The 17,856-nt window shown below is 68.2% G+C and carries 22 protein-coding genes, 1 tRNA gene and 1 pseudogene; 12 read left to right on the forward strand and 12 right to left on the reverse strand.

What is annotated here, in order from left to right:
- Positions 1-59 precede the first annotated feature (59 nt).
- Together ACE5C1_RS13925 and ACE5C1_RS13930 are read right to left on the reverse strand one after the other, a co-directional pair.
- A complete protein-coding gene (locus ACE5C1_RS13925; protein ID WP_374944673.1) occupies positions 60-1,394 on the reverse strand; it encodes a putative O-glycosylation ligase, exosortase A system-associated in 1,335 nt (444 codons plus the stop codon).
- Entirely contained in the window at positions 1,387-1,518 is a 132-nt protein-coding gene (locus ACE5C1_RS13930) for a hypothetical protein (RefSeq protein WP_374944674.1), read from the reverse strand. The genes ACE5C1_RS13925 and ACE5C1_RS13930 overlap by 8 nt, the downstream gene beginning before the upstream one ends.
- Positions 1,519-1,717: 199 nt before the next feature.
- Here ACE5C1_RS13930 and ACE5C1_RS13935 point away from each other — a divergent pair, with 199 nt between their 5' ends.
- From ACE5C1_RS13935 to ACE5C1_RS13945, 3 genes are all read left to right on the forward strand, one after another.
- The gene (locus tag ACE5C1_RS13935) at positions 1,718-2,968 is read left to right on the forward strand and encodes a TIGR04063 family PEP-CTERM/XrtA system glycosyltransferase (protein ID WP_374944675.1); all 1,251 of its coding nucleotides are present in this window, start codon (positions 1,718-1,720) and stop codon (positions 2,966-2,968) included.
- Entirely contained in the window at positions 2,965-3,657 is a 693-nt protein-coding gene (locus tag ACE5C1_RS13940) for a hypothetical protein (RefSeq protein ID WP_374944676.1), read from the forward strand. The genes ACE5C1_RS13935 and ACE5C1_RS13940 overlap by 4 nt, the downstream gene beginning before the upstream one ends.
- A gap of 102 nt (positions 3,658-3,759) precedes the next feature.
- Positions 3,760-5,340, forward strand: coding sequence for a spinster family MFS transporter (locus tag ACE5C1_RS13945; RefSeq protein WP_374944677.1), 1,581 nt, complete (start codon positions 3,760-3,762; stop codon positions 5,338-5,340).
- Between the two features lie 113 nt (positions 5,341-5,453).
- Here the strand turns inward: ACE5C1_RS13945 and ACE5C1_RS13950 are convergent, their stop codons facing one another.
- Together ACE5C1_RS13950 and thpR are read right to left on the reverse strand one after the other, a co-directional pair.
- The gene (locus tag ACE5C1_RS13950) at positions 5,454-5,987 is read right to left on the reverse strand and encodes a superoxide dismutase family protein (RefSeq protein WP_374944678.1); all 534 of its coding nucleotides are present in this window, start codon (positions 5,985-5,987) and stop codon (positions 5,454-5,456) included.
- A gap of 19 nt (positions 5,988-6,006) precedes the next feature.
- Complete coding sequence (gene thpR, locus ACE5C1_RS13955; RefSeq protein ID WP_374944679.1) at positions 6,007-6,561, reverse strand: RNA 2',3'-cyclic phosphodiesterase; 555 nt, start codon at positions 6,559-6,561, stop codon at positions 6,007-6,009.
- A 133-nt stretch (positions 6,562-6,694) separates the two neighbouring features.
- Between thpR and ACE5C1_RS13960 the strand changes: the two genes are divergently transcribed.
- The 4 genes from ACE5C1_RS13960 (at position 6,695) to ACE5C1_RS13975 (ending at position 9,351) form a co-directional block, all read left to right on the forward strand.
- On the forward strand, positions 6,695-7,435 hold the full coding sequence (locus ACE5C1_RS13960) for a Bax inhibitor-1 family protein (protein ID WP_374944680.1): 741 nt from the start codon (positions 6,695-6,697) through the stop codon (positions 7,433-7,435).
- Between the two features lie 72 nt (positions 7,436-7,507).
- Positions 7,508-8,290, forward strand: coding sequence for a transglutaminase family protein (locus ACE5C1_RS13965; RefSeq protein WP_374944681.1), 783 nt, complete (start codon positions 7,508-7,510; stop codon positions 8,288-8,290).
- Between the two features lie 41 nt (positions 8,291-8,331).
- Positions 8,332-8,607, forward strand: a complete 276-nt coding sequence (locus ACE5C1_RS13970; RefSeq protein ID WP_374944682.1) for a hypothetical protein — start codon at positions 8,332-8,334, stop codon at positions 8,605-8,607.
- A gap of 198 nt (positions 8,608-8,805) precedes the next feature.
- A complete protein-coding gene (locus ACE5C1_RS13975) occupies positions 8,806-9,351 on the forward strand; it encodes a hypothetical protein (RefSeq protein ID WP_374944683.1) in 546 nt (181 codons plus the stop codon).
- A 3-nt stretch (positions 9,352-9,354) separates the two neighbouring features.
- Here the strand turns inward: ACE5C1_RS13975 and ACE5C1_RS13980 are convergent, their stop codons facing one another.
- The 3 genes from ACE5C1_RS13980 to ACE5C1_RS13990 all read right to left on the reverse strand — a co-directional run bounded on the left by ACE5C1_RS13980 (position 9,355) and on the right by ACE5C1_RS13990 (position 11,029).
- Entirely contained in the window at positions 9,355-10,080 is a 726-nt protein-coding gene (locus ACE5C1_RS13980) for an extensin family protein (RefSeq protein WP_374944684.1), read from the reverse strand.
- Entirely contained in the window at positions 10,080-10,829 is a 750-nt protein-coding gene (locus tag ACE5C1_RS13985; protein ID WP_374944685.1) for an NUDIX hydrolase, read from the reverse strand. The genes ACE5C1_RS13980 and ACE5C1_RS13985 overlap by 1 nt, the downstream gene beginning before the upstream one ends.
- 124 nt (positions 10,830-10,953) lie before the next feature.
- Positions 10,954-11,029: transfer RNA gene (locus ACE5C1_RS13990), tRNA-Ala, on the reverse strand.
- Between the two features lie 208 nt (positions 11,030-11,237).
- On the opposite strand from ACE5C1_RS13990, the gene ACE5C1_RS13995 reads away from it, so the two are divergent.
- Positions 11,238-12,227 carry an NADP-dependent oxidoreductase gene (locus ACE5C1_RS13995; RefSeq protein WP_374944686.1) on the forward strand — a complete coding sequence of 330 codons (990 nt, stop codon included), beginning with the start codon at positions 11,238-11,240 and terminating at the stop codon, positions 12,225-12,227.
- 119 nt (positions 12,228-12,346) lie between these two features.
- Here the strand turns inward: ACE5C1_RS13995 and ACE5C1_RS14000 are convergent, their stop codons facing one another.
- A complete protein-coding gene (locus ACE5C1_RS14000; RefSeq protein ID WP_374944687.1) occupies positions 12,347-13,261 on the reverse strand; it encodes a neutral zinc metallopeptidase in 915 nt (304 codons plus the stop codon).
- Between the two features lie 124 nt (positions 13,262-13,385).
- On the opposite strand from ACE5C1_RS14000, the gene ACE5C1_RS14005 reads away from it, so the two are divergent.
- Positions 13,386-14,171 carry a 3-hydroxybutyrate dehydrogenase gene (locus ACE5C1_RS14005; RefSeq protein ID WP_374944688.1) on the forward strand — a complete coding sequence of 262 codons (786 nt, stop codon included), beginning with the start codon at positions 13,386-13,388 and terminating at the stop codon, positions 14,169-14,171.
- The gene (locus tag ACE5C1_RS14010; protein ID WP_374944689.1) at positions 14,168-14,764 is read left to right on the forward strand and encodes a DUF4893 domain-containing protein; all 597 of its coding nucleotides are present in this window, start codon (positions 14,168-14,170) and stop codon (positions 14,762-14,764) included. Before ACE5C1_RS14005 ends, ACE5C1_RS14010 begins: the two co-directional genes overlap by 4 nt.
- Here ACE5C1_RS14010 and ACE5C1_RS14015 read toward each other — a convergent pair.
- Entirely contained in the window at positions 14,736-15,353 is a 618-nt protein-coding gene (locus ACE5C1_RS14015) for a hypothetical protein (RefSeq protein WP_374944690.1), read from the reverse strand. The genes ACE5C1_RS14010 and ACE5C1_RS14015 overlap by 29 nt on opposite strands.
- A gap of 35 nt (positions 15,354-15,388) precedes the next feature.
- Complete coding sequence (locus ACE5C1_RS14020; protein WP_374944691.1) at positions 15,389-16,339, reverse strand: cation diffusion facilitator family transporter; 951 nt, start codon at positions 16,337-16,339, stop codon at positions 15,389-15,391.
- On the opposite strand from ACE5C1_RS14020, the gene ACE5C1_RS14025 reads away from it, so the two are divergent.
- Both ACE5C1_RS14025 and ACE5C1_RS14030 read left to right on the forward strand, forming a co-directional pair.
- Complete coding sequence (locus tag ACE5C1_RS14025; protein WP_374944692.1) at positions 16,314-16,607, forward strand: AbrB/MazE/SpoVT family DNA-binding domain-containing protein; 294 nt, start codon at positions 16,314-16,316, stop codon at positions 16,605-16,607. The genes ACE5C1_RS14020 and ACE5C1_RS14025 overlap by 26 nt on opposite strands.
- The gene (locus ACE5C1_RS14030) at positions 16,604-17,005 is read left to right on the forward strand and encodes a type II toxin-antitoxin system death-on-curing family toxin (protein ID WP_374944693.1); all 402 of its coding nucleotides are present in this window, start codon (positions 16,604-16,606) and stop codon (positions 17,003-17,005) included. The genes ACE5C1_RS14025 and ACE5C1_RS14030 overlap by 4 nt, the downstream gene beginning before the upstream one ends.
- A 111-nt stretch (positions 17,006-17,116) precedes the next feature.
- Here ACE5C1_RS14030 and ACE5C1_RS14035 read toward each other — a convergent pair whose 3' ends face one another.
- Entirely contained in the window at positions 17,117-17,287 is a 171-nt protein-coding gene (locus ACE5C1_RS14035; RefSeq protein WP_374944694.1) for a hypothetical protein, read from the reverse strand.
- An 11-nt stretch (positions 17,288-17,298) separates the two neighbouring features.
- Positions 17,299-17,856: pseudogene (locus ACE5C1_RS14040) on the reverse strand (isocitrate lyase); the annotation flags it as partial.

Raw genomic sequence — 17,856 nt, forward strand, 5'->3', positions numbered from 1 at the left:
GTCTCCTTGGTCGGCTGGCCCTTCCCAATGCGCAAGGCTGGCGCATCGTTCCGGCACGCTCAGGCGGCAGCCAGCTTGCGGTCGAAGGCAGGGCGAACCGTGCCTTCGCTGCGTTTGCGCGCCAGATAGCTGTCGAGGCCGATCTGCGCGCCGAGCAGCATGTAGACGAACGGCTGGAAGGCGATGCCGACGAACGCGGCGCCGAGCAGGTAGATCAGATGGCCGGACTGGAGCGCGCCGGCGAGCGATCCGGCCCAGGCGAGGTCGTCCGGGGCGCGGTAGCGGCGGCGCAGCACCTCCATGCGGACGAGGCCGACGATGTTGATCAGGAGCCAGAGCGCAAGGCCGGGATAGCCCTGTTCGCCGAGCATCTCGAAATAGGCGCTGTGATAGGCGCGCGCCTTGTCGACCGCTTCGGCGGGTGCGGCGGCGCCGGGGCCGGCGGATTTCAGGTCGTAGCGGATGTGGTTGCCGCGATACGCCTCGAACCCGCCGCCGAAGGGGTGTTGTTTCGCATAGTCGATCGTCCACTGCCACACCGCGAGCCGGGTCGAGGCGGATTCGTCGGCCTGGTAGGTCTGGATCGTGTTCATCCGCTGCGTGAAGCTTGAAGGCAGGAAGGGGATCGCGGCCACCCCGAGCAGCGCCAGCGCGCCGATGTAGAGCCCCTTGCGCCGGACGGTGCGCAGCGACAGCAAGGCGAGCAGCGCGATGCAGAGCAGGCCGGTGCGTGCCGACGTGCCGACCGGAATCAGCAGGCAGGCGAAGATCAGCGCGATGCCGAACCCCTTCACCTTCCAGTCGGGGCGGAAGATCGTGCCATGCGTCATCAGCCAGAGGATGACGGGCACGATCGCGATCGCGACGGCGGAGATGGTCGAGCCTTCGTAGAGGCCGGAATTGTTGTCGATCATCAGGTTCAATTCGCCGTAACCGCCGCCGCTGACCGCGGTCTTGATGCCGCCGACGATGACGATGGTCGCGGCCGAGAGGATCATGAACAGCAGCAGCGCCTCGATCCGCAGGCGGGTGCGCAGGGTGAGCGGCAGAAAGGCGGCAAACGCGAGCGCCTTCCAGACCCAGTCCCACTTCTCCTTCGCGTCCAGCGGGAAGTCGGCGGTCTGCGTCGTGCACCAGCAATAGCCGAGCAGGAGGAGGATCAGCGCCTGGCGGGGCGTGAAGCGGGCGTCGCGCTTGTCGTCGAAGAGCAGCCAGCCGCCGACCGCGAGCGCGACCGCGATCATCGAGATGGGAACGGTGTTGAGCAGCACGTAGGTCAACCGCTGCGGCGAGACGATGTCGATATAGACGTAGGCGAGGACGAGAATGAACGGGCGCCGGAAGCCGCTGGCGAAGACGAGCGCCAGGAAGCCGACGAAGATCAGGTCATGCACGCCGCTTCGCCTTGCGGTTGCGGGCGGGTCCGGGTTCGCGGTCGAGATCGGGGCGCTTGAGCAGAGTCCAGCAGGCGAGCAGCATCAGGCCGTGGGTGATGGCGATCGCGAGATTGTCGATCATGGGTGGCGTCCTGCTGCGATTCGGCGGCTGTCTCGCCCTCCCGTTCGTGCTGAGCGAAGTCGAAGCACCTCGGCCCGGAGCCATGCCCTTCGACTTCGCTCAGGGCGAACGGGAAATGGTTCGACCCGGCCCCATCGCGCTCTAGCCGGGATGCGGTTGACGCGGCGTTAAGTGGCGGCGTGGCAAGCTCGCGCTCACGATGCGCATCCTCCACGTCCTCGACCACGGGCTGCCGCTGCAGAGCGGGTACACGTTTCGCACGCGTGCGATCCTGAAAAGCCAGATCGCGCGCGGATGGCAGGTGGCGGCGGTGACCGGGCCGCGGCATGGCGCCGCGAGCGCGGCGGTGGAGACGGTCGACGGGCTCACATTTCACCGGACAGTCGGCGCGCGGCGCACCGGAGCGGTCGGCGAGATCGCGGGAGTGGCGGCGTTTGCGCGGCGGATCGGGCAGGCGGCGGACGATTTTCGGCCGGACGTGATCCATGCGCATTCGCCGGTGCTCGATGCGATGGCCGCCTGGCCGGTGGCGCGGCGGCGTGGATTGCCCCTGGTGTACGAAATCCGCGCGTTCTGGGAGGATGCGGCGGTCGGCAATGGCACCGGGCGCGAGGGGTCGATCCGCTACCGCACGACGCGGATGCTGGAGACATGGATGGCGCGGCGCGCCGATGCCATTGCCGTGATCTGCGAAGGATTGCGCGACGACCTGGTCGCGCGGGGCATTCCGGCGGACAAGGTGACCGTGGCGCCGAATGGCGTGGATATGACCTTGTTCGGGATGCCCGCGGCGCGCGATCCGGTGCTGGCGCGTTCGCTCGACCTCGACCGTGCCGATGTCGTCGGGTTCATCGGCAGCTTCTACGATTACGAAGGCCTCGACGACCTGATCGCGGCGATGCCCGCGCTCGTCGCCCGGCGGCCGAAGGCGCGGCTGGTGCTGGTCGGCGGTGGGCCGATGGAGGCGGCGCTTCGTGCGCAGGCGGCTGCGTCGCCGGCGGCGGGTTCGATCCGTTTCGTCGGGCGTGTGCCGCATGAGGAGGTCGAGCGCTATTACGCGCTGATCGACGTGCTGGCCTATCCGCGCAAGGCCATGCGGCTGACCGAGCTTGTCACCCCGCTCAAGCCGCTGGAGGCGATGGCGCAGGGCAGACTGGTCGCCGCATCGGATGTCGGCGGCCACCGCGAGCTGATCCGCACCAATGGAGATGGGGGCGACACGGGCACGCTGTTCCGCCCCGACGATCCCGCCGCCATCGCGCATGCGCTGGCCGGAATGTTCGACGATCGATCCGGCTGGAACGCGCGGCGGGTGCGGGCGCGGGCGTTTGTCGAGGCCGAGCGTAACTGGTCGTCAAACGTTTCGCGTTACCTGCCGATTTACCAGGGCCTGGTGGAGGCCGCCCGCACGGATGGATCATGGTCGCGTTCGCTGAAATTCCGTCATTGACTGCCTTCAGGGCCAATCCGCTGCTTGCGCCGATCGGTGCGCTGGTCGCGGGCGTCGCCGTTGCGGGGGTCTGCGCGCTGGTTCCCGCGACGATGCTGGAGGATTGGGTGTGGCGCAGCGGCGTGCCCGCGCTCGTCGGGGCGGCGGCACCGCCGCTGGGGACGACCGCTCGCGCGGTGCTGGCGCTCACCGGAGGCGCGTTGACCGCTTCGGTGGTCTGGTCGCTGCTGTATCTGCTGTTCGGCCCGGGCGGCCTGTTGGCGCCCAAGGCCGCGCGCGCGGCGCCAGCGGTGCGGCGGGCGGATGCGCATCCCGACGCGCCGCCGCGGTGGCCGATGACTGCGGCCGACCTCGGCACGCCGTTGATGGAGGTGGCGCCGTCCTCCCCGGACCCGTCACCCGCGGTGGTCGAACGGACGCTGCCCGCCGACCTCGACCAGCCGCTATCGGCGTTCGACCCCGCGGCGGTTCCGGCGGTGCCGATGACACCGTCCGCACCCGTCGCACCGCTGGCGCGCCTTGCGCTGGCGCCCGGCGAGCGGATCGACACCTATGTGCTGACCCCGCCGCCACCCGTCGCATCGCCGCAGCCGAAGCGACTCGCTCCCGAGCCTGCGGCCGCGGCACCGTCGATCGACGCGCTGCTTCGGCGGCTTGAGGCACGCCTCGGCAGCATCCCCGCGCGCTGACCCAAACGTCGGTTTAGGCCTTCGCCATCGCCTGATCGTCTGATACCCCGCGTTCGAAAGAGCTTGGCGAACGAGCTTGGCGAAACAGCTTGGGAGCGGTGGATGGCGACGGGGATCGGCGACGAAACGGGAGCATCGGCGCCCCCTCAGCAAGCCTCGCGTTACGCGTGGTACGTGCTGTCGATCCTGTTCGTGGTCTATATCCTGAACTTCATCGACCGGCAGATCATCTCGATCCTGGCCGAGGACATCAGGCGCGACCTGCACCTGAAAGATGAGGATCTGGGGTTCCTGTACGGCACCGCCTTTGGGGTGTTCTATGCGCTGTTCGGCATTCCGCTCGGGCGGCTGGCGGACAGCTGGCACCGGGTGCGGCTGATGACGATCGGGCTGGCGCTGTGGTCGACGATGACCGCGCTCTCGGGGCTGTCGCGGACCGGCGGGCACCTGGCGGCGGCGCGGATAGGGGTGGGGATCGGCGAGGCGACCGCGAGTCCCTCGGCCTATTCGCTGATTTCCGACTGGTTCCCCAAGCGGCTGCGCGCGACCGCGCTGTCGATCTATTCCGCAGGACTGTACGTCGGCGGGGGTTGTTCGCTGTTCATCGGCGGGGTGATCGTCCAGCGCTGGAACGCGGCCTATCCGGCCGGTGGGCCGCTCGGGCTGATGGGCTGGCAGGCGGCGTTCCTGGCGGTCGGCATTCCGGGCGTGCTGGTGGCGATCTGGATCGCGACCCTGCGTGAGCCGGTGCGTGGCGCGGTCGAAGGGCTGCCCGAGCCCGATCGGCATCCGGCGCCGTTTCGCGCGTTTTTCGACGAGTTGCTGACGATCCTGCCGCCGCTGACCGTGTACGGCGCCTGGCGTGGCGGCGGCGGGCGCGGGGTGGCGATCAACCTGTTGGGGCTGGGGGTCGTCGTCGCCGCGGTCGCGGCGCTGCTCGCGGCGGGCGAGCCCAAGCCGCAGTGGTTCGCGATCGGGATCGGCGTCTATGCGGTGTATTCGTGGGCGACCGCATTGAAGCGGCGCGACGCGGCGACGTTCGCGCTGATCGTCGGCACGCCCGCGTTTCTGTGTACCGTGGTCGCTTACGGGATGAACGCGTTCCTGAGCTACGCGGCGAGCTTCTGGGCGGCGCCGTATGCGTTGCGGGTGCTCGGGCAGACGCCCGCGGCGGCGGGGTTCACGATCGGCAGCCTGGGTGCGCTCTCGGGCTTTCTCGGCGTGACGCTGGGCGGGGTAATTGCGGATCGGCTGCGGCAGCGCCACCCGGCGGGGCGGCTGTGGGTGGTGCTGTTCGGGGCGGTGATGCAGGCGCCGTTCCTGGCCATCGCCTTTACCGCCGATTCGACCTTGGTCTTCTATCCTGCGCTCGCGATCGGGCAGCTGTGTGCGAGCTCGGCGCTGGGGGCGGCGGCGGCGACGACGCAGGATCTGGTGCTGCCCCGGATGCGCGGGGCGGCGACCGCGACGTTCTTCATCGGAACGACGCTGCTGGGACTGGCGATGGGGCCGTATCTGGCGGGGCGGGTGTCGACGCTGTCGGGCAGCCTGTCCACGGGGATGCTGTCGCTGCTGCTGGCAGTGCCGCTGACGGTCGGGTGCGCGATCGCGGCGATCCGCCTGGTTCCGGCCGCCGAGGCTTCGCGCGAGGCGCGGGCGCGGGCGGTGGGAGAGGCGATCTAGCCGCTGCGAAGCGGGGGTGATGGGGGCCGCCTCAAACGAATCGCGTGCGGCGGGCCCCCTCCACCAGCCTGCGGCTGGTCCCCATCCCCGTGCCGGGGAGGAATGGGTGGACTTCAGCCCGCCGCGAACACGCCGCACGCGATCCGGCCGCCGCTGTTGCCGGAGGGATCGGTCATCAGGTCATCGGCAGCGGCATGGACGACGATCGCCGCGCCGTCGGTGTCGAGCAGCGCGTCCATCATGGCGCCGGGGATCGTCGCCGCCACCGTGCCGCGGCCGTCGGGTCCGAGGATCAGATTGGGCAGGTCGCCCTCATGCGGGCCCTGCGGGTTCATCGTGCCATGCTTGGCCGCGGTCGGGTTCCAATGCCCGCCTGCGGTGGTGAAGCCGGGCGCATCGCAGGCGCCGACGGTGTGGACGTGGATCCCGTGGGTGCCGCCGGGCAGCCCCTTTATGTCGGCGGTGAAGCGGATGCCGCCGGCGACCTCGGTCGCGGTCGCGCGACCCGCGTCGGCGCCGTCGGCGGTGCGGAGCGTTGCGGTGGCCGTGCGGCCACCCGCCATCGGCGCGCCCGTGTCCATGCCCCTGGCACAACCCGTCAGCACCAATGCGGTCGCTGCCAGCGTGGTGATCGTGGTCGTCCGCATCGTCGTATCTCCCTGGTCGTTACGGAAGCGAACCCGCCACCGTCCCCCGGGTTCCCAGTGGCCAGCGCGCCAGCGCGTCGTAGCTGGCGCCGCCGTGGCCGAGCGTGCTCCGGTAGAGGATCAGATGGGGCATCGTGAAGGCGGGGCTGGCGAGCGCTGCATGGGTCGTGAGCCACCGCGCGAATTCGGGATCGCCGCCTCGCGATCGCGCGAACCGCGCCAGCGTGACATGGGGGAGATAGGCGCGGCGCTCGGGAGCGAAACCGGCGCGGACGCAGGCGTGGTCGACCTTGCGGTGGAGCGACGCCAACGCTTCGGCGGGGGCAAGCGCGGCCCAGAGCGAATCGGCGAAGCGGCCGACCCCGGCGAGCGCGACGGTGGGAATAGGGGCGTGCACCTGATCGAGTGCGGCGGCGAGGTCGTCGGCCTGGCGGCGATCGACCTCCCCCAGGAAGCGCAGGGTGAGGTGGAGTTGGTCGTCGTCCTGCCAGCGCGCGCAGCCGACGCCTTCCATCGCATCGGCAAGGCCGGCGCGGATGGCAGCCGGTGGACGCAGGGCAACGAACAGCCGCATGACAGATCCTTCACCTTTCCTTCATGTCGGATGCGCGAATGGCGACATCGGCGTAGCGGTTCCGCTTGAAAACGCGAAGCGAAACGCCGATATTCGCATCATCCGGCGCGTGGATGCCGGCAAAGGAGCAAACATGGCGAATTGGTCTGACCCCCGGCCCGGTGCCGCGTCGTTCCGCCCCGCGGCGACGGGCGCGCGCACGGATGCCTACGATGCGGGTCTTCGGTCCTACATGCTGTCGGTCTACAATTACATGGCGTCGGGCGTGCTGCTGACCGGTGCGGTGGCCTTGGCGTTCGCGCTGAGCGGCGCTGCGGCGAGCGTCTTCACCCAGGGCGGCCCGCTGAAGTGGGTCATCATGCTCGCCCCGCTCGGCTTCGTCTTCGGCATGAGCTACGGCCAGGCACGAATGAAGACCGCGACGCTGCAGGCGATGTTCTGGGGCTTTGCGGTCGTGATGGGGCTGTCGCTGTCGACGATCTTCCTCGTCTACAGCCCGCTGGCGATCGCGCAGGCGTTCTTCGCGACCGCCGCCGGGTTCGCGGCGCTGAGTCTGTACGGCTACACCACCAAGCGCGACCTCTCGGCATTCGGGACCTTCCTGATCATCGGCGTCGTCGGGCTGCTGGTCGCGAGCATCGTCAACATGTTCGTCCAGTCGGGTCCGCTCGGCATGGTGATCAGCGCGGTCGGCGTGCTGCTGTTCGCCGGGCTGACCGCTTACGATACGCAGCGCAGCAAGGCTCTGTACGCACAAGTCGCCGGCACCGACTTCGTCGGCAAGGCGGTCGTGATGTCGGCGCTGAGCCTGTATCTCGACTTCATCAACATGTTCCTGTTCATCCTGCGGTTGTTCGGTTCGGGCCGCAACTGATTGCAACGAACGGTGGACTGAGAACGGGCTCGGCGGACATCCGCCGGGCCCTTTTCGTATCGGGGGAATGCGATGCGACTGCGCATCGAGGTCGATCTCGACTATAGTCTGGAGCATGCCGCCGACGTGCTGCTCCAGGTCGAGGTGGCGGCGCTGCCCGACCAGCGGATCGTCGCGGAGGCGCTGACGCTCTGGTCCGACGTGCCGATCCACGCGGTGCCCGGTGAAGACGGCGTCGGCCAGCGATGCTGGGTACATGCCGAAGGGCGGATGACCGCGTCCTACCGTGCGACGGTGGATGTCGCGCGCGAGGCGGTGCGGCTGGCGGATTACGCAGCCACGCCGGTGCGACTGCACGACGGCGCGCTGGTGCCGTATCTGCTGGCGAGCCGCTATTGCCAGGCGGATCGGTTCGTCGGATTTGTCGAGCGCGAGTTCGCGGGGCTGAGTGGCGGGGCGATGGCAGCGGCGCTGACCGAATGGGTGCACGGCTCGCTGCGCTACCGGGCCAATGCCAGCGACGGATCGACGACTGCGCTCGACACCTTTGCGACCCGATCGGGTGTATGCCGCGACTATGCGCATCTGCTGGTGGCGCTGGCACGGGCGGGGGGCATCCCGGCGCGGTGCGTCTCGGCCTATGCGCCGGGCGTCGATCCGCCGGACTTCCATGCGGTGGCCGAGCTGTGGCTCGACGGCGACTGGCGGCTGGTCGATGCGACCGGCATGGCATCGTGCAGCGACCTGGCGCGCGTGTGCGTGGGACGCGACGCGACCGACATCGCGTTCATGACGACCTTCGGCGAGGCGCAGCTGGTATCGCAGCGCGTGCGCGTCATGCAGGAACGCCCGTAGCACTGAACCGTTCTGCTGGCGAACCGAAACAGGAGACGGTGATGACCGACATCGACAAACGCGCGATCGACAGCCTTTCGGTGGCGCCCGCCGACAACGATGCCGAGGATTCGCGCCAGCAGGCGGGCCAGGACAAATCGATCGCGAAGCGGCTGGAGAAGAACCCCGACAATGCCGATGCGCAGCTCGACAACGGGCTGGACGAGTCGATGGACGCCAGCGACCCGCCCAGCGCGGTGCAGCCCGGCGACAGCGGCGAACCGGCAGCCTCGTCCGGGTTCGACGCGGAGGCCGAGGCCAAGCTGCAAGGCCAGTGAGTACGGCTGACATATAGTTGCGCGAAAGCCTCACTTCAGCATTGTTTGCATCCCATCGCCTCCGCTCGTCGCATAGCTTGTTGCAGCGCAGCAGCTTTCGTGTTCGCTTCCGACAGGGACGATGAGGCGGTAGGGACGGCGTTAACCATCCTGGGTGCATCGTCATCCCCGGTAACCACGAGCGGGCGGGGTAAGGCGATGGGTTCGAAGATGAAACCGGCCGAGGGTGCGATGACGCTGGCCGAAATGAAGGAGTTCGCTGGGTTTCCGTCGGCGACACAGCGGTATGTCCGGCGTTCGCTCGATATCGGTCTGGACCGAGAGGATGCGACGGTGCGCTGGTCGCGCGACGTTGTCGAGGCGGCGAGCATCCGTGCGCAGGCCAAGCTGTACCGCAATCTGCCCGAACTGCGCGAGATGGTGCCCGACGATAGCGGTCTCGATGCGATCGAGCCGTTTCTGGCGCCGCTTATCACGCTGGCGGCGTTCGACCTGGGGCAAGGGCGGCTGACGACCTTTTCGGCATTTCGCTTTCTCTACGAGCGGTTGATCGGCGCGGAGGTGCGGCCGTGGTTGCCGAGCGCGTTCTGCGCCGCGGCGGCGCTGCCGCACCTGCACCCGGAACTGCGCCGCAAGCTGCTCCAGTCGATCAGCGAGGCGGCGGCGACGGCGTCGGGCTGGTCCAACCGCCAGCCGGCGTTCTTTCCCTATTGGGTCGAAAAGGTGGACGTCGCCGCGGCGTAGCCGTTAGCGGCAGGCGCGCCAGCCCATCGTGCCGCGATCCGCTTCGTCGAGGTGGAGGTGGTCTGCGTGGGCGGCGTTGTAATCGGGCGATAGCGTCGTGGTGAAGACGGTGCACGCACCGTCGCGCACCTCGCGCAGGAAAGCGGCCTTTGCGCCCGACCCTTTCCAGTCGTGCAGGACGGTGATCCGCATCCCGTCGCTCAGCCGAAAGCCCGCGACGTCGATGGCGTCGGCGGTCGCGTGCTCGCTCCAGCTTTCGCGACCGGCGATGTGGCGGCAATTGTAGCTGCCGAGATGGTCGATGGCGACGACGGACGCGCCGAAATGGCGCTGGGCGGCGGGTTGGACGACGCTCCATTCCCATATTGCCAGCGCCGCCGCGACCGGGCAGGCCATGCCGACACTGGCGGGCCGCATGGCGATCCGTCGCGCGCCGCCGGGCGCGAAGCGGACGCCGTCGGCATAGCCGCAGCGTGGGCCGTCCCCGCCAGCGGGCAGCGCGGCGTAGCGGACTCCTGCGCGATCCAGCAGCGCGCGGCATTGCGGCGCATCGCGGCCGAGCGCCGCGAGTTTGCCCGCGGTGAATAGTCCCGGCGGTTGCCCGAGATCGAGCGGGGTCCACGGCAGATCCTGCGGTCGCCCGCGCACCGAGGCCCAGAGCAGAACCGCGAGAACGAGCGCGGTGCCGATGCCGACCGCCCAGCCGATTGCCCGACGAACGCGGCGCATCAGCCGCGGACGGCGGCGGAGAAGGGTTCTGAGGTGATCGGGTAGCCGAGGTCGTCGGGGATGCAGAGGTGGTCGATGCCCTCGCGCGCCTCGACGAACGGGGTGATGGTGCGGACCGGGTGTTCGCCTGCATCGGCCAACGCCGCGGCGAAGTTCGCGAAGCCTGCCAGCCGTTCGAGATTGCGCCGGGTGGGAAAGATGATCGTCGCCGCCCCGGCATCGGCATCGGTCAGCACCTGCGATGCCGTGGCCCAGCGGAGATGCACGTTTTCCGTCGTGTCGACGGTCGCTGGCGGCGCATCGGCGGGCAGGCGCGCGAGGTAGAAATGGGTATCGAAAATGCGCGCGTGCGCGTGCGCGGGGAGCCATCGGGCGAAGACGACTAGGGCATAGAGATCGAGGGTCGCGCCGATCGCGTCCAGGAGATCGCCGAAGGCTTGTCCCGCGTGGAGTGCTGCGCGCATGGTCGCGATCGCCTGCGGCGATGGTGGCGGCACCAGGCCGATCGCTATGCCGGCTTCCTCGATGGTTTCGCGGATCGCGGCGATGCGCGCGGCGGCGTCGTGCCGTTCGGGGGCGATGGCGGCGGCGAGTGCGACGTCGCCCGGGTCGATCCGTCCGCCGGGAAAGACCAGGGCTCCGGCGGCGAACGCCATCGCCCGTGCGCGCTCGACCATCAGGATTTCGGGCGGGCCGAACGAGGTTTCGCGGAAGACGATGAGCGTGGCGGCGGGGATGGCGTCGGGCATGGGCGGTTTAGCTACTCGAGCGGGGTAGCGCCGCGGCAAAGCCGCGTCGTCGGACGGGCGCTGCCCGCCGGCCGCGCTTGGTGCTCTCGCGCGCAGCTTCGCTGCTTGCGTGGCACCGGCGCGGTGGTGGAGCCGAGGGGAATCGAACCCCTGACCTCTGCAGTGCGATTGCAGCGCTCTCCCATCTGAGCTACGGCCCCGCGCCTCACGCGACTGGAAGTCGCGCGTTGCGACGCCCTTAGCTTGGGAAATCCAGGCGTGCAACCGCCCCGCCGACATTCCCGCAAGCGGGTTCGACCGAGGGTCGCACGGCAGCACGGGGCGATCCAGCGTGCGCGTCCTTCCCCTTGCGCAGACGGCGGCTTGGCCATACCGGATGTTCCGAAGCTACAAGCACAGGAGCAGGATATGGCACGCGCATGGTCGCTGGCGGCACGGCCGCAGGGGACGCCCAAGCATACCGATTTCGCGATGATCGACCTGGCCGATGGTGCGCTGGGCGAGGGCGACGTGCGGGTCGCCAACCGCTGGCTGTCGGTCGATCCGTATATGCGCGGACGGATGAACGACGTGAAGAGCTACGTACCGCCGTTCGCGATCGGCGAGGCGATGCAGGGCGGCGCGATCGGCGAAGTGATCGAGAGCAACGCCCCCGGCATCGCGGTCGGCGATATGGTCCAGCACATGATGGGCTGGCGGGACCAGGCGGTCGTCCCGGCCGAGGGTGTCCAGAAGTTGCCCGCGCTGGGCGTCGATCCGCAGGCGTTCCTGGGGCAGTTCGGGATGCCGGGGATGACCGCCTATTTCGGGCTTTTGGCGGTTGCCCAGGCCAGGGAAGGCGACACCGTGTTCGTCTCCGCAGCTGCGGGCGCGGTTGGGTCCACGGTGGTACAGGTCGCCAAGGCAAAGGGAATGACCGTCATCGGATCGGCGGGCGGCGCGGAGAAATGCGCTTGGGTCAAGTCGCTCGGAGCGGATGCGGTGATCGATTACAAGGCGGGCACGCCGGTGGTGAAGGCGTTGGCCGATGCGGCGCCGAAGGGAATCGACGTGTATTTCGACAATGTCGGCGGCGAGCATCTCGATGCCGCACTTGCCGCTGCGCGTCCAAAGGCGCGGTTCGCGATCTGCGGGATGATCGACGTGTACAACGACGGAAAGCCGACCGAACTGCGCTATCTGGCGCGGCTGATCGGCAATCGCGTGCAGATGCGCGGGTTCATCGTCAGCGATTACATGGCGCGGGCCGAGGAATTCTACCGCGACATGGGCGGCTGGCTGGCGGCGGGCAAATTGCAGCGCGAGGAGACGGTGCACGAGGGGCTCGAGGCGATGCCGGACGCGTTCCTGGGGCTGTTTTCGGGCGGGAATACGGGGAAGATGCTGGTTCGGGTGTGATGTTGTTTTAAGTCGCCCTCACCCTTCCGGCGCGTTCCGCGCCTCCCTCCCTCTCCCGGCGGGAGAGGGAAGGGGCCTGCTGCCCAAGGCAGTGGGCAGGGTGAGGGCGACCAAATCTCTCAAATCGCGCCCGAAAACGTATCGCATTGCGCCGGGTCGCCGCTGTCGAGGCCGCGCTTGAGCCACGCCATGCGCTGGGCCGAGCTGCCGTGGGTGAAGCTGTCGGGGACGACGCGGCCCTGGCTCTGCTTCTGAAGGGTGTCGTCACCGATCGCTTGCGCCGCGGTCATGCCTTCCTCGATGTCGCCGGGGTCGAGCCGGTCCTTGTTGGCGTTGGCCCAGACGCCAGCATAGCAATCGGCCTGGAGCTCGAGACGGACCGAGGCGGCATTGCCTTCGCGTTCGTTGCCGGAACGCTGGACTCGCGACACTTGGTCCGAGGTGCCGAGCAGGTTCTGGATGTGGTGGCCGAATTCGTGGGCGATGACGTAATCCTGCGCGAAATCGCCCTTGGCGCCGAAGCGTTGCGCCAGTTCGTCGAAGAAGTTGGTGTCGAGATACACACCCTGGTCGGTCGGGCAGTAGAACGGCCCCATTGCGGCCTGCGCCGCGCCGCAGCCCGAGCGGCCGCCCTGATCGCCGAAGAAGACGAGCTTGGGCTGCGTGAATTTCTGGCCACTCTTGGCGAAGATCGCTTCCCACGTTCGATCGGCCGAACTGAAGGCGTTGCACGCGGCGCGGCTGTTGGCGTTGAGGGTGCAACTGGACGACGTATCGCTGCCCGCCTGGCGCGGTCCGCTCTGGGTCGCTGGCGCCTGGCTACCGCCGCCGAGCATGCCACCGATGTTGCCGAGCCCGCCGAACACCGCCATCAGGATCAGCACCACGACGATGCCGCCGCAGCCGAAGCGGCTGCCGATCAGCGGCAGCAGCCCGAACAGCAGCCCGCCGCCGCCACCGCCGCCGAAACCCCCGCCACCCTGTCCACGCTGGTCCTCGACGTTGATGTTGGGATCGAAATCGTCGAGCCGCATGGAGTGGTTCCGTTCAAAGTTACGCTGGCGTGATGAATGCCCGAACGGCGCCCGCGGTTGCATCGGCGCGCAGCAGGTGGTTGATGGCGGGCAAGCACGTTGTAACTCCAAGACAGGGCCGCGCATGTTTCTGACAGGCAAGACCGCGATCATCACCGGATCGACCTCCGGCATCGGACTCGCTTATGCCAAGGCGTTCGCGGGCGAAGGTGCGGCGGTGGTGCTGAACGGCTTCGGCGACGTAGACACGATCGAGCGCGAGCGTGCCGCGCTGGCGCAGGCGAGCGGTGCGGCGGCGCTGTACGACCCCGCCGACATGGCCAGGCCCGATGAGATCGCGGGGCTCGTCGCGCGCGCTGTGGCCGAGACCGGCGGCTGCGACATCGTGGTCAACAATGCGGGCATCCAGCACGTCGCACCAATCGAGGACTTTCCGGTGGAAAAGTTCGACGCGATCATCGCGATCAATCTGTCGTCGTGCTGGCACCTGATGCGTGCCGCGGTGCCGCACATGAAGGCCAAGGGCTGGGGGCGGATCATCTCGACCGCGTCGGCGCACAGCCTGGTCGCGAGCCCGAACAAATCGGCTTATGTCATGGCCAAGCACGCACTGGCGGGACTGACCAAGACGGTGGCGCTGGAGACCGCGACCTGCGGCATCACCGTCAATTGCATCTCGCCGGGCTATGTGTGGACCCAGCTGGTCGAGAACCAGATCCCGGACACCATGAAGGCGCGCGGAATGAGCCGCGAGCAGGTGATGACCGACGTGCTGCTCGCCGCGCAGCCGACCAAGGACTTCGTGACGCCCGAGCAGGTCGCCGCACTCGCGCTGTTTCTGTGCCGCGAGGAAGCCAAGGCGATCACCGGCGCCAATCTGTCGATGGATGGTGGGTGGACCGCGGCTTGAGATACGCGGCGGCCATCGCACTGCTGCTGGCGTGCGGGATGGCCCAGGCGGCACAGGTCGACTGGCGGCGTGTGGCGACCCCGGCGGACCGCGCGCGGCTTCGCGAGTGGCGCGGCGCGTGGATGTCGGCATTGCGCCAGGTGCGCGGCGGCGGATCGGCGGCGCAGGCGGGGGCGCAGGGGCTGCTGTTCGATCCCGATCGCGCGCTGAGCGGGCCGATTCCGCCAGCGGGCGCTTATCGTTGCCGGATGTTCAAGCTGGGCGGGCGCGAGGCGGGGACGCCCGAGTTCGCGATGTCGGTGTGGGGACGGTGTACCGTCGCGCCGATCGAGGGCGGCACCGGGTTCGTTCGGGAGAGCGGCGGCCAGCGCCCGGTGGGTGCGATCTTTGCCGACACGGATGCGCGCGCGATCTTCCTGGGCACGGTGGTGATCGGCGACGAAACCCGCGCGCTGAACTATGGCCGCGACGCGTCGCGCGACATGGCGGGGATCGTCGAGCGGGTCGGCGAGGCACGGTGGCGGATCGTGCTGCCACATCCGCGCTTCGAATCGACGCTGGACGTCATCGAACTGCTTCCACCGGCGGGGTGACCGAAGCCCCGGGAGCGTCGTCCCGCGGAAGTGCGGCCAGCGATGGCAGATAGTCGCGTCCCTGCTTGTCGATGATCTCGACCTTGTCCGTATTCGCTTCGGCGATCGACTTCAGATACGAGCGCGGGCGCTTCATCAGCGTCGGACGTTCGACATCGGCCAGGCCCGAACGGCGCGCGGCTTCCTTGACGAAATCGACGCAATTGTGGCCGTTGAGGCGGTAGCGGCCCTCCTCGCCGGGGCCGCCCCACAGAGCGACGAGCGCAAGCACGTCGGCATATTGCGCATCGCTGAGCACGACCGCGAATTGCGCGGTGCTCCCTGCGATATAGCCGGGTTTGGCGATGTCGAGCTTGCCCGCGACGGTGCCCATCAGGATCGCCGGGGTCACCGACTTTGCGGTGAAGCCGTAGGTGAGATCGACCGGCGCGCCGCCGGCGTCGGGCACTCCGCGCAGCGTGAAGAAGGCGTGCGGGAAGCTGTTGCCGAGCTCGTGGCTCCAGAAGGTGATCGTCACCGCCGCCTGGGCGGGGATGGCGACGCCCAGCCAGAGAACGAGGACGGCGAGCAGGCGCAATACGGTCTTCATCGCGGGCAATCCGTTGTGAGGCCGGGCCTTTACCATCATCCCCCCAGTGCCGTCACCACCGCATCCTCACGGCGTTCGGGGCGGATGTAGATCGAGGAGAGCATCGGCTCCTGCGCCTTCAAATGCGCTTCCATCCGTTCGATCAGCGCTTCGCCTTCGCCCATCGTCATGGCGTCGTCGAAATCGGCGCTGATCGCGACGAAGATGCTGGTCGGGCCCGTGTGGATGGTGCGGACGTGGTTGACCGCGGTGATCCGCGGTTCGGCATCGACCAGCGCGCGGACGCGGGCAATCACGCCCGGGTCGGCGCGCTCGCCGATCAGAAGCCCCTTCGATTCGCGCGCCAGCAGCACCGCGACGACGCCGAGGATCGCGCCGATCGCGATGGAGGCGACGCCATCGATCCGCGGGTCTTCGAAGGCGTGGCTGGCCCAGACGCCGGCCCCGGCGATGACGAGCCCGGCGAGTGCTGCCGAATCCTCGAACAGGACGATGAAGCCCGCCGGGTCTTTCGAGATGCGGATCGCCTGCCACCAGCCCTGGTCGCCGCGGACCGCGTTGAAGGCGCGCAGCGCCAGGAACCACGACGTGCCCTCGAGCGCGAAAGCGATCGCCAGGACGAGGTAGTTGGCGAGCGGTGAACGCAGCGGCTCGGGCTCCCGGATATGCTGCCAGCCTTCGTACACCGACACCCCCGCGCCGACCGCGAAAATCAGGATCGCGACGACGAAGCTCCAGAAATACAGCTCGCGCGCATAGCCGAAGGGGTGGGCGGCGTCCGGCGGGCGATCGCTGCGGTGCTTGCCGTAGAGCAGCAGCACCTGATTGCCGCTGTCGACGAGCGAGTGAACACCCTCCGTCAGCATCGACGACGAGCCGGTGATCGCGGCGGCGACGAACTTGGCGACCGCGATACCGAGGTTTGCGGCGAGCGCGGCGAAGATGACGAGGTTGGATTCCTTGAGCTCGGCGGGCAAAGCGCGCATTCCTCTTTCAAATCTCGACGATCGCCGTTATAACGAACGTATGAACGTTGAACTCAATCTCGTGCGGATCGGCAATTCTGTCGGCGTTATCCTGCCCAAGGACGTGCTTGCCAAGCTGCGTGTCGAAATGGGCGATCGGCTGTTCCTGTCGGAGCAGCCCGACGGCTTTGCCATGCGCGCGCACGATCCGGCGTTCGTCGAGGCGATGAGCGCGGCCGAGCAGATCATGCGCGACGATCGGGACATCCTGGCGGTCCTTGCAAAATGACCGCGGTTCCGGTGCCGCGCTTTCTGAGCGCGGCGGTCGCGGTGGCTGTGCACGACCGCCAGCTTGCGGAGCACGGCGGCCTTAACGGTGTCAAGGACTTGGGGCTGCTCGACTCTGCCATCGCTCGACCGATCAACAAACACTCTTACGGCGAGGAAGACCCGTGCGCTCTGGCCGCGGCCTACGCCTTTGGGATCGCGCGCAACCATCCGTTTCTGGATGGGAACAAGCGGACCGCCTGGGTCATGGCGCGCCTCTTCCTGCAACTGAATGGCGTGACGATCACGTTCGACAAGGCCGACGCGATCCGCACGATGCTTGCCTTGGCTGCCGGCGAGCTGCCGGAGGAGCAGGTTGCGGCATGGTTCCGTGAGCATGTGGTGGCCGCATCCGGCTGACGTGCTTGTGGCCGAGTGCTTCGACTACGCTCAGCGCGAACGACGGAACGAAAACACCCGCCGGTGGCACTCACCGGCGGGCATCCTTCCTCCCCAGGAACCGATCTGCGCTCAGCCGAGGCGGCCGAGGCGATGATAGAGGTTGCTGAACTTGGCCGAGCGTGGATCGTCGGCGATCGTCTTGACGTAGTCGCCGACGGCTTCCTTCATCAGGTCGAAGTCCTCGGTTGAGAAGACCGCGCGGCTGCGGGGACGGTCGGCGGGTGGGGGCGTGTCGCTCATTGTCATGGTCCTCAGGCCGCGAACTGGTTCATGGTGTTGTGCGCGCCGCTGGCCTTGAGCGCGGCTTCGCCGGCGAAATAGCCCTTGTGGTCGTCGCCGATGTCGGAGCCCGACATGTTCTGGTGCTTGACGCAGGCGATGCCTTCGCGGATTTCCTTGCGCTGCACGCCCTTGACGTAGCCCAGCATCCCCTGGTCGCCGAAATACTCCTTCGCGAGATTGTCGGTCGACAGCGCCGCGGTGTGATAGGTCGGCAGCGTGATCAGATGGTGGAAGATGCCGGCGCGCGCCGCCGCATCCTTCTGGAACGTGCGGATCCGCTCGTCCGCCTCGTCCGCCAGCTCGGTGCCGTCATAATCGACCGACATGAGCCGCGCGCGATCGAACGCCGACACATCCTTGCCCGCCTGCTCCCACCCATCGTACACCTGCTGGCGGAAATTCAGCGTCCAGTTGAACGACGGCGAGTTGTTGTACACCAGCTTGGCGGTCGGATGCACCTCACGGATGCGGTCGACCATCGACGCGATCTGCTCGATATGCGGCTTTTCGGTCTCGATCCACAACAG

Source organism: Sphingomonas sp. (assembly GCF_964263785.1).
Lineage (GTDB): Bacteria > Pseudomonadota > Alphaproteobacteria > Sphingomonadales > Sphingomonadaceae > Sphingomonas.

Coding starts and splice junctions, on each gene's coding strand:
- ACE5C1_RS13930 (WP_374944674.1), bottom strand. CDS start 1,518: ATGATCGACAATCTCGCGATCGCCATCACCCACGGCCTGATGCTGCTC.
- ACE5C1_RS13935 (WP_374944675.1), top strand. CDS start 1,718: ATGCGCATCCTCCACGTCCTCGACCACGGGCTGCCGCTGCAGAGCGGG.
- ACE5C1_RS13945 (WP_374944677.1), top strand. CDS start 3,760: ATGGCGACGGGGATCGGCGACGAAACGGGAGCATCGGCGCCCCCTCAG.
- ACE5C1_RS13950 (WP_374944678.1), bottom strand. CDS start 5,987: ATGCGGACGACCACGATCACCACGCTGGCAGCGACCGCATTGGTGCTG.
- thpR (WP_374944679.1), bottom strand. CDS start 6,561: ATGCGGCTGTTCGTTGCCCTGCGTCCACCGGCTGCCATCCGCGCCGGC.
- ACE5C1_RS13960 (WP_374944680.1), top strand. CDS start 6,695: ATGGCGAATTGGTCTGACCCCCGGCCCGGTGCCGCGTCGTTCCGCCCC.
- ACE5C1_RS13965 (WP_374944681.1), top strand. CDS start 7,508: ATGCGACTGCGCATCGAGGTCGATCTCGACTATAGTCTGGAGCATGCC.
- ACE5C1_RS13970 (WP_374944682.1), top strand. CDS start 8,332: ATGACCGACATCGACAAACGCGCGATCGACAGCCTTTCGGTGGCGCCC.
- ACE5C1_RS13975 (WP_374944683.1), top strand. CDS start 8,806: ATGGGTTCGAAGATGAAACCGGCCGAGGGTGCGATGACGCTGGCCGAA.
- ACE5C1_RS13980 (WP_374944684.1), bottom strand. CDS start 10,080: ATGCGCCGCGTTCGTCGGGCAATCGGCTGGGCGGTCGGCATCGGCACC.
- ACE5C1_RS13985 (WP_374944685.1), bottom strand. CDS start 10,829: ATGCCCGACGCCATCCCCGCCGCCACGCTCATCGTCTTCCGCGAAACC.
- ACE5C1_RS13995 (WP_374944686.1), top strand. CDS start 11,238: ATGGCACGCGCATGGTCGCTGGCGGCACGGCCGCAGGGGACGCCCAAG.
- ACE5C1_RS14000 (WP_374944687.1), bottom strand. CDS start 13,261: ATGCGGCTCGACGATTTCGATCCCAACATCAACGTCGAGGACCAGCGT.
- ACE5C1_RS14005 (WP_374944688.1), top strand. CDS start 13,386: ATGTTTCTGACAGGCAAGACCGCGATCATCACCGGATCGACCTCCGGC.
- ACE5C1_RS14015 (WP_374944690.1), bottom strand. CDS start 15,353: ATGAAGACCGTATTGCGCCTGCTCGCCGTCCTCGTTCTCTGGCTGGGC.
- ACE5C1_RS14020 (WP_374944691.1), bottom strand. CDS start 16,339: ATGCGCGCTTTGCCCGCCGAGCTCAAGGAATCCAACCTCGTCATCTTC.
- ACE5C1_RS14030 (WP_374944693.1), top strand. CDS start 16,604: ATGACCGCGGTTCCGGTGCCGCGCTTTCTGAGCGCGGCGGTCGCGGTG.
- ACE5C1_RS14035 (WP_374944694.1), bottom strand. CDS start 17,287: ATGAGCGACACGCCCCCACCCGCCGACCGTCCCCGCAGCCGCGCGGTC.